Below are 12,405 nucleotides of genomic sequence, written 5' to 3' on the forward strand. Positions count from 1 at the left end.
CGCCCTACGGTGACGCCCATGTCCCTCAGAACCCCTCTCGCCCTCCTCACCGCGGCCCTGACGGCGGCCACCTGCCTGACCGCCGCCGGTCCCGCCCAGGCGCACGACACCCGGCACGCCTGCTCGCCGGCCGTCTCCATCGACGGCTTCTCCGACGCGCTCGACAAGACGACGTACCAGAACACCTACGTCGGCAACTTCTCCGCGCTGGCGGTCGACGGCGACGGCTCACTGGCCGCCCTCTCCGACCGCTCGTCGCTCTTCCGCCTGGACGCGAGGACGCTGAAGCCCCGGTCCGTGATCCCGCTCGCCGACGAGAACGGGACCGCGCTCGACTCCGAGGGCCTGGTCGTCGACCTCCCCCACTCTCGGCTCCGCTCGAGCGGGGGCACCCCCATCGGCACGTATCTCGTCTCCTCCGAGACGGAGCCGTCCGTACGGCGCTACTCCAGCACCGGCAGGCTCCTCGACCGCCTCCCGGTCCCGGACACCCTGCGCGTGAGCCCCGCAGGACGCGCCCGGCCCAACGGCACCTTCGAGGGCCTGACCCTGCTCCCCGGCGGCCGCACCCTGCTCGCCTCCATGGAGTACGCGCTCTCCGGCGACGACTCGACGATCGTCCGCTTCCAGACCTGGCGCAGGACGGCCCACGGCCACTTCGCCCTCGGCGCCCAGTACGCCTACCGCACGGACCCCGGCCTGGGCGTCCCCGAGGTCCAGGCGACTCCCGACGGCCGCCTCCTGGTCCTGGAGCGCGGCTTCACCTCCGGCGTGGGCAACACGGTCCGCCTCTACCTGGCCGACCCCCGCGGGGCGACGGACACGAGCACCATCGACACCCTCCCGGCCCACCCCGAGGCCCGCCTGATCAGGAAGACCCTCCTCACCGACCTCGCGACCTGCCCCTCCCTGGGAGCAACGGCCAAGCAGCCCCAGCCGAACCCGCTCCTCGACAACATCGAGGCCATGACGATCACGGGCCGCACGAAAAACACCCTGAAGGTTCTCCTGGCCAGCGACGACAACGAGAACAAGACCCAGACGACCCGCTTCTACGCCCTGCGAGTGAAAACGACCGCCTAGACGCTCCTGGCCGCCGCCCATGCCCGAACCTCGTCGGGCCCGATCGGGAGCGCGGCGGGGGCCGGCTCGGCCGGGGGCTTGCGCCTCCGGCACGACGAGAACGGCCCCACCGACCGAATCGCCGAGGTGCCCCGACCGGCGGGATCGGCGACGCCGGTCGCTGATCCATTCCATGAGGGCGGGCGGCGGCTCCGGGATCCGCCGGGGCGGAGGAGGGCGGAATCCCCGTCGGGCTGCGGGGCGGAGCCCCGAGGCGAGGGCAGCCTCCTGCCCAACCGCTTCGGACGGACGGGTGGGCGAACACCGGAGCGCAGGGGGCAAAGCCCCCGCCGGGGTCCGAGGCGGAGCCCCGAGACAAGCTCAGCCTCTTGTCCAACAGGTTCGGGCGGACGGATGGGCGAACACCGGAGCGCAGAGGGCGAAACCGCGCCCGGGGTCCGGGGCGGAGCCCCGAGACAAGCTCAGCCTCTTGTCCGACAGGTTCGGGCGGGTGGGTGGGCAAACCCCCGCTAAACCCCCGCCGCCGCAAACGCCCCCCGAGCCATCCGGTGCAACAGCTCCGCCGTAGCCCCCCGGCCGGGCAAAGACCCCGCCCTCCCCAGATGCGGCGTCGAGTTCAGCAGCCCGAACACCGAGTGCACCGCCGACCGCGCCGCGGGCTCCCCCAGCCCGGGATACACCTCCCGCACCACCCCGACCCACAGCTCCACGTACTGCCGCTGAAGCTGCCGCACCATCTTCCGGTCGCTGTCCCGGAGGCGGTCCAGCTCGCGATCGTGCAGGGTGATCAGAGGCCGGTCGTCGAGCGCGAAGTCGATGTGCCCCTCGATCAGCGAGTCGAGGACCGCCTCCGCCCCCGCACCCCCGTCCGCCTCCGCCACCCGCCGCTTCGCCCCGGTCAGCAGCTGCCCGCTGATCCCCACCAGCAGCTCCGCGAGCATCGCGTCCTTGCCCGCGAAGTGCCGGTACAACCCGGGTCCGCTGATCCCGACAGCGGCACCTATCTCGTCGACTCCGACCCCGTGGAAGCCCCGCTCGGCGAACAGCCGCGCGGCCTCCTTGAGGATCTGCTCGCGTCGGGTGGGGGCGTCGGTTCTGGTGGCCATGAAATCAATTCTAGACAGGGAGGTTAGCGCTCGTTAACCTGAAGGAAATGCGTTAACGCTCATTAACAACGTGAGGGGACCGCAGGATGCACGAGGCACCGGAGCTCACGAGCGCGGCAGACCCCGCGTCGGAGGCCTTTCGGGCCAACGAGGAGTCGCACCGCGCCCTCGTGGAGGAGCTGCGCGCCAAGCTGGCCGCGGCCGCGCAGGGCGGCGGCGAGAAGGCCCGCGCCCGCCACACCGCGCGCGGCAAGCTGCTCCCCCGCGACCGCGTCGACACCCTCCTCGACCCGGGCTCGCCCTTCCTGGAGCTGGCCCCGCTCGCGGCCGACGGGATGTACGAGGGCCAGGCCCCGGCCGCCGGTGTCATCGCCGGCATCGGCCGGGTCAGCGGCCGCGAGACCGTGGTCATCGCCAACGACGCCACGGTCAAGGGCGGCACGTATTACCCGATGACGGTCAAGAAGCACCTCCGCGCCCAGGAGGTCGCCCTCGACAACCGCCTCCCCTGCGTCTACCTCGTGGACTCCGGCGGCGCCTTCCTCCCCATGCAGGACGAGGTCTTCCCGGACCGGGACCACTTCGGCCGGATCTTCTACAACCAGGCCCGTATGTCCGGCGCCGGCATCCCCCAGATCGCCGCCGTCCTCGGCTCCTGCACGGCCGGCGGGGCGTACGTCCCGGCGATGAGCGACGAGGCGGTGATCGTCCGCAACCAGGGCACGATCTTCCTCGGCGGACCGCCCCTGGTGAAGGCGGCCACGGGCGAGGTCGTCACGGCGGAGGAGCTCGGCGGCGGCGAGGTCCACTCCCGCGTCTCGGGCGTCACCGACCACCTCGCGGAGGACGACGCGCACGCCCTGCGCATCGTCCGCACCATCGTCTCCACCCTCCCCGCCCGCGGAAAGCTCCCCTGGGAGGTCACGGAACCCACGGAACCCAAGGTCGACCCCCACGGCCTCTACGGCGCGGTCCCGGTCGACTCCCGCACCCCCTACGACGTACGGGAGATCATCGCGCGCGTGGTCGACGGCTCCCGTTTCGCCGAGTTCAAGTCCGAGTTCGGCCAGACCCTGGTCACGGGCTTCGCCCGGATCCACGGCCACCCGGTGGGCATCGTCGCCAACAACGGCATCCTGTTCTCCGAGTCCGCCCAGAAGGGCGCCCACTTCATCGAGCTGTGCGACCAGCGCGGGATCCCGCTGGTGTTCCTGCAGAACATCTCCGGGTTCATGGTCGGCAGGGACTACGAGGCGGGCGGCATCGCCAAGCACGGCGCCAAGATGGTCACGGCCGTCGCCTGCACGCGCGTACCGAAGCTGACGGTCGTGGTGGGCGGCTCGTACGGCGCCGGCAACTACTCGATGTGCGGCAGGGCGTACTCCCCCCGCTTCCTGTGGATGTGGCCCAACGCCAAGATCTCGGTCATGGGCGGCGAGCAGGCCGCCTCGGTCCTCGCGACCGTCAAGCGGGACCAGCTGGAGGCCCGCGGCGAGTCCTGGCCGGCCGAGGACGAGGACGCCTTCAAGGCCCCGATCCGCGCCCAGTACGAGCGCCAGGGGAACGCCTACTACGCGACGGCCCGCCTCTGGGACGACGGTGTGATCGACCCGCTGGACACCCGGCAGGTCCTGGGCCTGGCCCTGACCGCGTGCGCCAACGCGCCTCTGGGTGACCCCCAGTTCGGCGTCTTCCGGATGTGAGGGGACGGACGACGATGTTCGAGACAGTGCTTGTGGCAAACCGGGGCGAGATCGCCGTACGCGTCATCCGGACGCTGCGGTCGATGGGCGTGCGCTCGGTGGCCGTCTTCTCCGACGCGGACGCCGACGCCCGGCATGTCCGCGAGGCGGACACGGCGGTCCGGATCGGCCCGGCTCCCGCGTCCGAGAGCTACTTGTCGGTGGAGCGCCTGCTGGAGGCCGCGGCGCGCACCGGCGCCCAGGCCGTCCACCCCGGCTACGGCTTCCTCGCCGAGAACGCCGCCTTCGCGCGCGCCTGCGCCGAGGCCGGCCTGGTCTTCATCGGCCCTCCGGCGGACGCGATCTCCCTCATGGGCGACAAGATCCGCGCCAAGGAGACGGTCCGGGACGCCGGCGTGCCGGTCGTCCCCGGCGGCCGCGATCCCGATCTGGCCGATGCGGCCCGCGAGCTGGGCGCGCCCGTGCTGCTGAAGCCGAGCGCGGGCGGCGGCGGCAAGGGCATGCGTCTGGTGCGGGACCTGACCCGCCTGGAGGAGGAGATCGCCGCGGCCCGCCGCGAGGCCCGCGCGTCCTTCGGCGACGACACGCTCCTCGTGGAGCGCTGGATCGACCGCCCCCGCCACATCGAGATCCAGGTCCTGGCCGACGGCCACGGCAACGTGGTCCACCTGGGCGAGCGCGAGTGCTCCCTGCAGCGCCGCCACCAGAAGATCATCGAGGAGGCGCCGAGCGTGCTCCTCGACGAGGAGACGCGTGCCGCGATGGGCGAGGCCGCGGTCCAGGCGGCCCGCTCCTGCGGCTACCGCGGCGCCGGCACGGTGGAGTTCATCGTCCCCGGCAGCGACCCGTCGTCGTACTACTTCATGGAGATGAACACCCGCCTCCAGGTGGAGCACCCGGTCACGGAGCTGATCACGGGCCTGGATCTGGTCGAGTGGCAGCTGCGCGTGGCGGCCGGGGAGCCCCTTGCCTTCGCGCAGAAGGACGTACGGCTCACGGGTCATGCGGTGGAGGCCCGTATCTGCGCCGAGGACCCGGCCCGCGGCTTCCTCCCCTCCGGCGGCACGGTCCTGAAGCTCCGCGAACCGCAGGACGACGGCATCCGCACCGACTCGGGCCTCACGGAGGGCACGGAGGTCGGCAGCCTGTACGACCCGATGCTCTCGAAGGTCATCGCGTACGGCCCCGACCGCGCGACCGCCCTGCGCAAGCTCCGCGCGGCCCTGTCGGAGACCGTCACGCTCGGGGTGCAGACCAACGCCGGCTTCCTGCGCCGGCTGCTGGCCCACCCGGCGGTGGTCGCCGGCGACCTGGACACCGGCCTGGTCGAGCGGGAGGTGGCGGACCTGGTCGCCACGGACGTACCCGAGGAGGTCTACGAGGCGGCCGCGGCCGTACGCCTGGAGGCCCTCAAGCCCGAGCCGGGCGGCTGGACGGACCCCTTCTCGGTCCCGAGCGGCTGGCGCCTGGGCGGCGCCCGGAAGCCGCCCGCCTTCCACCTGCGGGTGCAGGAGCCGCTGGAGTACACCCCGCGCGGCACGGCGACGGTCACCGACGACCGGGTCGCGGTGACCCTGGACGGCGTCCGGCACACCTTCCACCGCGCCGCCGACTGGCTCGGCCGCGACGGCGACGCCTGGCACGTCCGCGACCACGACCCGGTGGCCGCGTCCCTGACCCGGGCGGCGCACGCGGGCGCCGACTCCCTCACCGCCCCGATGCCCGGCACGGTGACCGTCGTCAAGGTCGCCGTCGGCGACGAGGTGAGCGCGGGCCAGAGCCTGCTGGTGGTGGAGGCGATGAAGATGGAGCACGTCATCTCCGCCCCGCACGCCGGCAAGGTCACCGAGCTGGACGTGGCGCCCGGCACCACGGTCGCCATGGACCAGGTCCTGGCGGTCATCGCACCGAACGAGGAGGCGGCGGAATGACAGTCCCAGGACTCCCGATGGCCGTCCCGGCCGGGGACCTGCCCACCCGCGTCCGCATCCACGAGGTGGGCGCACGCGACGGCCTGCAGAACGAGAAGACGACGGTCCCCACGCAGGTCAAGGCGGAGTTCATCCGCCGCCTGGCCGACGCGGGCCTGACGACGATCGAGGCGACGAGCTTCGTCCACCCCAAGTGGGTCCCCCAACTGGCGGACGCGGAGCATCTCTACCCCCTGGTCGCCGACCTCCCCGTGGCCCTCCCGGTCCTCGTCCCGAACGAACGGGGCCTGGACCGCGCCCTGGCCCTCGGCGCCCGCCGGGTCGCGGTCTTCGCCAGCGCCACGGAGTCCTTCGCCAAGGCCAACCTCAACCGCACGGTCGACGAGGCACTGGCGATGTTCGACCCGGTGGTGGCCCGGGCGAAGGCGGACGACGTCCACGTCCGCGGCTACCTGTCCATGTGCTTCGGCGACCCGTGGGAGGGCGCGGTCCCCATCCCCCAGGTGGTGAAGGTCTGCCGCGCCCTGATGGACATGGGCTGCGACGAACTGAGCCTGGGCGACACGATCGGCGTCGCGACCCCCGGCCACGTGGTCGCCCTCCTCGCGGCCCTGGACGAAGCAGGGATCCCCTTCTCCGCCCTCGGTGTCCACTTCCACGACACCTACGGCCAGGCCCTGGCCAACACCCTCGCCGCCCTCCAGCAGGGCGTCACGACGGTCGACGCCTCCGCGGGCGGCCTGGGCGGCTGCCCGTACGCCAAGTCGGCGACCGGCAACCTCGCCACCGAAGACCTCGTGTGGATGCTGCGGGGCCTCGGCATCGACACCGGAATCGACCTCGGCCGCCTCGTCGCCACGAGCACGTGGATGGCCGCCCAACTGGGCCGACCCAGCCCCTCCCGCACCGTCCGAGCCCTGTCCCACGAGGACACCGAGGAGCACTGATCACCATGGACTACCGTCTCTCCCCCGAGCTGGAGGAACTCCGCCGCACGGTCGAGGAGTTCGCGCACGAGGTGGTGGCGCCGAAGATCGGCGACTTCTACGAGCGGCACGAGTTCCCGTACGAGATCGTCCGGGAGATGGGCCGCATGGGCCTGTTCGGCCTGCCGTTCCCGGAGGAGTACGGCGGCATGGGCGGCGACTACCTGGCCCTCGGCGTGGCCCTGGAGGAACTGGCGCGGGTCGACTCCTCGGTCGCCATCACCCTCGAAGCCGGCGTCTCCCTGGGCGCGATGCCCGTCTACCGCTACGGCACGGAGGCCCAGAAGCGGGAGTGGCTCCCGCGCCTCTGCTCCGGCGAGGTCCTGGGCGCGTTCGGCCTGACGGAACCGGACGGCGGCAGCGACGCGGGCGCGACCCGCACGACGGCCCGCCTGGACGAGTCGACGAACGAGTGGGTGATCAACGGCACGAAGTGCTTCATCACCAACTCGGGCACGGACATCACGGGTTTGGTCACGGTCACGGCGGTCACGGGCCGCAGCCCGGACGGCAAGCCGCTCATCTCCTCGATCATCGTCCCGTCCGGCACCCCGGGCTTCACGATCGCGGCGCCGTACTCGAAGGTCGGCTGGAACGCCTCGGACACCCGCGAGCTGTCCTTCTCCGACGTCCGCGTCCCGGCGGCCAACCTCCTGGGCGAGGAGGGCCGCGGCTACGCCCAGTTCCTGCGCATCCTCGACGAGGGCCGCATCGCCATCGCGGCGCTGGCCACCGGCCTGGCACAGGGCTGCGTGGACGAATCCGTCAAGTACGCCAAGGAACGCCACGCCTTCGGCAAGCCGATCGCCGCCAACCAGGCCATCCAGTTCAAGATCGCCGACATGGAGATGAAGGCCCACACGGCCCGCCTCGCCTGGCGCGACGCGGCAGCCCGCCTGGTGTCCGGCGCCCCCTTCAAGAAGGAAGCGGCCCTGGCCAAGCTCTACTCCTCCACCATCGCCGTGGACAACGCCCGCGAGGCCACCCAGATCCACGGCGGCTACGGCTTCATGAACGAGTACCCGGTCGCCCGCATGTGGCGCGACTCCAAGATCCTGGAAATCGGCGAGGGCACGAGCGAGGTCCAGCGGATGCTCATCGCACGGGAGTTGGGGCTGGTCAGCTGAGGACCCGGGCCGGCGGCCCGCGCCGACCAGGGCGTGCGTTGCCGGCCTCCCCTAGGAGAAAGTCACTCAGTGGACACATATACTCCATGATGTCTTCACAGACCACATGGCACCTTTCCCCGTGTCCGAAATAGAGCACCGGCGCTGACCACGCCGGAGAGCGGGGTGTGCCTCGTTTCTCCGGGGGAGCATCACGATGGCCGGCCCTGCCGTTTCGGTGATTATTGCTGCGTACAATGCGATGCCTTATCTCACACGCTGCATCACCTCCGTCGCCGAGCAGAGCATCGGCCGGGGCGCGGTGGAGGTCATCGCGGTTGACGACGGTTCGACCGACGGCACGGGTGAGGAACTCGACCGGCTGGCCGAGGAATACCCGAAGCTGTTGCGCGTCTTTCACCAGGAGAATTCCGGCGGGCCGTCAGCACCGCGCAACAAAGGCCTCGACCATGCCCGGGGGACGTTCGTCTTCTTCCTGGACGCCGACGACTACCTGGGCCCCGAGGCCCTGGAGCGCATGGTGGCCATGGCCGAGGAGAACCGAACCGACATCGTGCTCGGCAAGATGGTCGGGGTCGGCGGGCGCGGGGCGCCCACCTCGATGTTCCGGCGCAACCAGCCGCGGACGGACGTCTTCTCGTCCCGCGTGTACTGGACCCTCAATCCCATGAAGCTGTTCCGCCGCGAGCTGCTCGAGCGGCTGGAGCTGCGGTTCCCGACGGATCTGAAGATCGGCGAGGACCAGCTCTTCGTCGGCCCCGCCTATCTGCACGCGGACGGAATCTCCGTACTCGCCGACTACGACTGCCTGTTCTGGGTCGAGCGCGAGGACAGCGGCAACATCACCCTGCGCACGGGCGGCTCCGAGCCCCGGCTGCGTTTCCTGCCCCGCATGGTCGACATGCTCCTGGAACAGGTGCCCCCAGGCCCGGGCCGTGACCACCTGGCCCACCGCCACCTGACCGTGGAGGTGCAGCAACTCCTCGACCATCTGGTGCACGAGCCCCGCCCCGAGCAGGAGAAGGCCCTGGCCCGGCTCGCCGAGGTCATCGCCCCACTGTGGCACGAGGGGCTGAACGACCGGCTGTCGGCGATGGCCCGCCTGCGTCTGCACCTCGTACGGCACACCATGCTCGACGAACTGCTCGAACTGGTCCGGTTCGAGGGCGAGCTGGCCAGGAGCGGCGTCGCAACGCCCGTCCTCGCCGACGGCGGCCGCGCCTACGCCCGCTACCCCTACCTCCGCGACCCGTCCCGCGGCATCCCCGACGCCTGCTATGACGTGACCCGCCAACTCGGGGTGCGCCACCACGTCACCCGCGCCGACATACGCGGCAGCGTCCTCCACATGGCCGGACACGGCTACCTGCATCGCGTCGCCACCGAGGACGTGACCACCGAACTCGTCCTGCGCGAGCGGGCCAGCGGCACGGAGTACCGGCTTCCGGTCGCCCACAGGGCGACTCCGGGACTCGGCAAAGAGGAGGACGAAGGGCGGTACCTCTACGAACAGGCCGGTTTCGAGGCCTCCGTCGACATCACCACCGCCGGTGACGGTGGCCCACTCCCCGACGGGCTCTGGGACATCTCCCTCGCGACCGGCGCTCAGGGCATCTCCCGCGAGGTCCGGATCGGCAGCAAGCGGGACGGCGAGATCTCGGGCGCGCCGGCGACGCACATCGTGGACGGCGGCGGCGAGGCCCGAGCCGTGACGCTCTACACCACCACACCCCACGGCAACTTCACGCTCGACATCGGTGAACGCAAGCACGAGGTGCTGCCGCGACTGAGCCTGCGCGGCGTGCGATGGGCCCCGGACTCGTCGACGGAACTGGAGTTGGCCGGCCGGTGCACGCTGGCCGCCTTCCCGGACGGCGCTCTCGCCGTCCACCTGAAGGACGGCCGCGGCGGAACCGCCGTCTTCCCCGCCCGCACCGTCTCGCAGCCCGGCGGCGACTTCGTCGTACGGGTGCCGGTCACCGAGCTGCCGGCCGGGTTATGGACGGGACAACTGCGGCTGGGTGCCTGGTCGTTGGACCTGCCGCCGATTCCCGGGAACCTCGCGCCCACCAAGTGGCGTCGCCGCGGCCTCCCCTGGTTCGCGAAGCCCGCCCCGGAACGCGGACAGGAGTTCGCCCTTCAGGTCGCCCGTGTCGACCTGGTCCGGGCCGTGACGCGCCGTCTCAAGCCGTAGGCGGAGTCCCTGCCGGAGCTTCGGCCCGCCCTCGGCACGTCCCTTCGTGATCCGGATCACTGACCCCGAGGGCATCCCCGTCCCTTCCCCCGGGCACTGGTACCAGGGCCCCCCTGGACACGGCATGAGGTTAGGCTAACCTAAGCTTAAATCCAGCCAACTGGCTGTCAGCCGTGCCCGCAGTGGCTCCGTACGTACGAAAGCAGACCCAGCGATGTCGAACGCCAGAACCGCCCGCTTCTCCCGCCGCGGCATCCTCGCCGCCGGCGGTGCCCTCGGACTCGGTGCGCTCGTGACCGCGTGTGGCAGCGAGGACTCGACGGACGGCGGCTCGGACTCGAAGGCGTCCGCCAAGTCCGGCCCGTGGTCCTTCAAGGACGACCGCGGCAAGAACGTGCAGCTCGACAAGGTCCCCGCGAACATCGTCGCCTTCACCGGCGTCGCCGCCGCCCTGTTCGACTACGGCGTCTCCGTCAAGGGCGTCTTCGGTCCCACCAAGACGCAGGACGGCAAGCCCGACGTCCAGGCCGGCGACATGGACATCAGCAAGGTGACCATCCTCGGCAACTCCTGGGACCAGTTCAACGTCGAGAAGTACGCCGCCCTCGCCCCCGACGTGCTGATCAGCACCATGTTCGACTCCGTCGGCACCCTCTGGTACGTCCCCGAGGCCTCCAAGGACAAGATCGCCAAGCTCGCCCCGAGCGTCGGTATCTCCGTCTACGACCGTCAGCTCACCGCCCCGCTCCAGCGCATGTGGGAGCTGGCCGAGTCCCTCGGCGGCGACATGAAGGCGGCGAAGGTCACCGACGCCAAGAAGCGGTTCGAGGAGGCCTCCGAGCGGCTGCGCAAGGCCGCCAAGGCACACCCCGACATCAAGGTGATGGCCGGATCCGCGAGCCAGGAGCTCTTCTACGTCTCCGGCACCAACCTCTCCGTCGACCTGGAGTACTTCAAGGCCCTCGGCGTGAACTTCGTCGAGCCGCCGGAGAAGGCCAAGGCGAAGGGCGGCGGCTGGTTCGAGAGCCTGAGCTGGGAGAACGTCGACAAGTACGCGGCCGACATCATCATGATGGACGACCGGTCCTCGGCGATCCAGCCGGCGAACATCACCGAGGCGACATGGAAGAAGCTCCCCGCGGTGAAGGCGGGGCAGGTCATCTCGCGGTCGGCCGAGCCGATTCTGTCGTACGACAAGTGCGTGCCGTTGGTGGAGAACCTCGCCAAGGCCATCGAGACCGCCAAGAAGGTCAGTTAAGCGCTCAGCGCCGTGGGGGCTGCTCACATACGCGACTGCGAGCCGCATGTGGCTGGTCGCGCAGTTCCCCGCGCCCTGAGGTACGCCCCACCACTGCCTGACGCCAACTCAGGAGCCATAGATGACCACCGCCGTGGCCGCCCCGTTCCGTTTCTTCTCGCTTCAGGTCGTACGGACGAGGCGGCTCGGCCCGTCCCTGGTCCGTGTCACCTTCGGCGGGCCCGATCTGCACGCCTTCCGTTCCGACGGGCGTGACCAGTCGCTGTCGCTGTTCCTGCCCCACCCCGGACAGCCCGAGCCGGTCGTCCCGCTGGAGCTCGGGGACGGGTGGTGGCAGGGCTGGCGTGAACTGCCGGACGACGTACGGGCCGTGATGCGGTCGTACACCCTGCGGGAGCTGCGCCGCGACCCGGACGAGATCGACATCGACTTCGCCCTGCACGGCATCGAGCCGGGCGCCTCGGTCCAGGCCGGCCCCGCCTCCCGCTGGGCCGCCGGTGCCACCTCCGGAGACCGGGTGCTGCTGCTCGGGCCGGCCGTCGCCGACAACCGGGCGATCCGCTTCCGGCCGCCCGAGGACACCGACCTCGTGGTCGTCTGGGGTGACGAGACCGCCGTACCGGCAGCCTCGGCCATCGTCGAGTCACTGCCGGCCGGCACCCGCGCCCGGGTCTGGCTGGAGGTGCCGCACGCCGCGGACATCCAGGACCTGGTGACCGAGGCGGACGCCGAGATCACCTGGCTGGTGAGGGAGGAGGAGGGCCGCGAGGACTCCTCCAGGGCCCTCGACGTCCTCCGCGAGGCCCAACTGCCCCCGGCCGAGCGGCCGTACGTCTGGATCGCCGGCGAGTCCGGCTGTGTGAAGGAACTGCGCCGGCACTTCGTGCGCGAGCGCGGGATCGACCGCCGCCGGGTCACGTTCGTCGGGTACTGGCGTCGCGGCGTGAGCGAGGAGCAGTTGCGGGCCGAGGGATAACCCGCACCCCACACCCGACCCAAGTGACCACAGTCACGGCA

The 12,405-nt window shown here is 71.1% G+C and carries 9 protein-coding genes; 8 read left to right on the plus strand and 1 reads right to left on the minus strand.

Annotated features, from left to right (window positions below; all coding sequences use genetic code 11):
- Positions 1-18: 18 nt before the first annotated feature.
- Positions 19-1,083 (plus strand): esterase-like activity of phytase family protein, encoded by a 1,065-nt coding sequence (locus tag ACH4G3_RS09335; protein ID WP_397623897.1) that lies wholly within the window; start codon positions 19-21, stop codon positions 1,081-1,083.
- A gap of 509 nt (positions 1,084-1,592) precedes the next feature.
- Here the strand turns inward: ACH4G3_RS09335 and ACH4G3_RS09340 are convergent.
- Positions 1,593-2,189, minus strand: a complete 597-nt coding sequence (locus ACH4G3_RS09340) for an SACE_7040 family transcriptional regulator (RefSeq protein WP_306966836.1) — start codon at positions 2,187-2,189, stop codon at positions 1,593-1,595.
- Between the two features lie 86 nt (positions 2,190-2,275).
- Between ACH4G3_RS09340 and ACH4G3_RS09345 the strand changes: the two genes are divergently transcribed.
- The 7 genes from ACH4G3_RS09345 (at position 2,276) to ACH4G3_RS09375 (ending at position 12,364) form a co-directional block, all read left to right on the plus strand.
- Positions 2,276-3,892, plus strand: a complete 1,617-nt coding sequence (locus ACH4G3_RS09345; RefSeq protein WP_397623898.1) for a carboxyl transferase domain-containing protein — start codon at positions 2,276-2,278, stop codon at positions 3,890-3,892.
- 14 nt (positions 3,893-3,906) lie between these two features.
- A complete protein-coding gene (locus tag ACH4G3_RS09350; protein WP_397623899.1) occupies positions 3,907-5,823 on the plus strand; it encodes an acetyl/propionyl/methylcrotonyl-CoA carboxylase subunit alpha in 1,917 nt (638 codons plus the stop codon).
- On the plus strand, positions 5,820-6,770 hold the full coding sequence (locus tag ACH4G3_RS09355) for a hydroxymethylglutaryl-CoA lyase (RefSeq protein ID WP_397623900.1): 951 nt from the start codon (positions 5,820-5,822) through the stop codon (positions 6,768-6,770). Before ACH4G3_RS09350 ends, ACH4G3_RS09355 begins: the two co-directional genes overlap by 4 nt.
- A 5-nt stretch (positions 6,771-6,775) precedes the next feature.
- Positions 6,776-7,936, plus strand: coding sequence for an acyl-CoA dehydrogenase family protein (locus ACH4G3_RS09360; RefSeq protein ID WP_397623901.1), 1,161 nt, complete (start codon positions 6,776-6,778; stop codon positions 7,934-7,936).
- A gap of 196 nt (positions 7,937-8,132) precedes the next feature.
- Positions 8,133-10,130 carry a glycosyltransferase family 2 protein gene (locus ACH4G3_RS09365; protein ID WP_397623902.1) on the plus strand — a complete coding sequence of 666 codons (1,998 nt, stop codon included), beginning with the start codon at positions 8,133-8,135 and terminating at the stop codon, positions 10,128-10,130.
- A 214-nt stretch (positions 10,131-10,344) separates the two neighbouring features.
- Entirely contained in the window at positions 10,345-11,388 is a 1,044-nt protein-coding gene (locus ACH4G3_RS09370; protein ID WP_397623903.1) for an ABC transporter substrate-binding protein, read from the plus strand.
- 121 nt (positions 11,389-11,509) lie between these two features.
- Positions 11,510-12,364: a siderophore-interacting protein gene (locus tag ACH4G3_RS09375; RefSeq protein ID WP_397623904.1), complete on the plus strand. Its 855-nt coding sequence runs from the start codon at positions 11,510-11,512 to the stop codon at positions 12,362-12,364.
- Positions 12,365-12,405: the final 41 nt, after the last annotated feature.

The sequence above is a fragment of the Streptomyces afghaniensis genome, from assembly GCF_044327915.1.
Classification (GTDB): domain Bacteria; phylum Actinomycetota; class Actinomycetes; order Streptomycetales; family Streptomycetaceae; genus Streptomyces; species Streptomyces afghaniensis.

Excerpts from the sequence above, each read along its gene's own strand:
- ACH4G3_RS09335 (WP_397623897.1), top strand. The coding sequence starts at position 19 with ATGTCCCTCAGAACCCCTCTCGCCCTCCTCACCGCGGCCCTGACGGCG.
- ACH4G3_RS09340 (WP_306966836.1), bottom strand. The coding sequence starts at position 2,189 with ATGGCCACCAGAACCGACGCCCCCACCCGACGCGAGCAGATCCTCAAG.
- ACH4G3_RS09345 (WP_397623898.1), top strand. The coding sequence starts at position 2,276 with ATGCACGAGGCACCGGAGCTCACGAGCGCGGCAGACCCCGCGTCGGAG.
- ACH4G3_RS09350 (WP_397623899.1), top strand. The coding sequence starts at position 3,907 with ATGTTCGAGACAGTGCTTGTGGCAAACCGGGGCGAGATCGCCGTACGC.
- ACH4G3_RS09355 (WP_397623900.1), top strand. The coding sequence starts at position 5,820 with ATGACAGTCCCAGGACTCCCGATGGCCGTCCCGGCCGGGGACCTGCCC.
- ACH4G3_RS09360 (WP_397623901.1), top strand. The coding sequence starts at position 6,776 with ATGGACTACCGTCTCTCCCCCGAGCTGGAGGAACTCCGCCGCACGGTC.
- ACH4G3_RS09365 (WP_397623902.1), top strand. The coding sequence starts at position 8,133 with ATGGCCGGCCCTGCCGTTTCGGTGATTATTGCTGCGTACAATGCGATG.
- ACH4G3_RS09370 (WP_397623903.1), top strand. The coding sequence starts at position 10,345 with ATGTCGAACGCCAGAACCGCCCGCTTCTCCCGCCGCGGCATCCTCGCC.
- ACH4G3_RS09375 (WP_397623904.1), top strand. The coding sequence starts at position 11,510 with ATGACCACCGCCGTGGCCGCCCCGTTCCGTTTCTTCTCGCTTCAGGTC.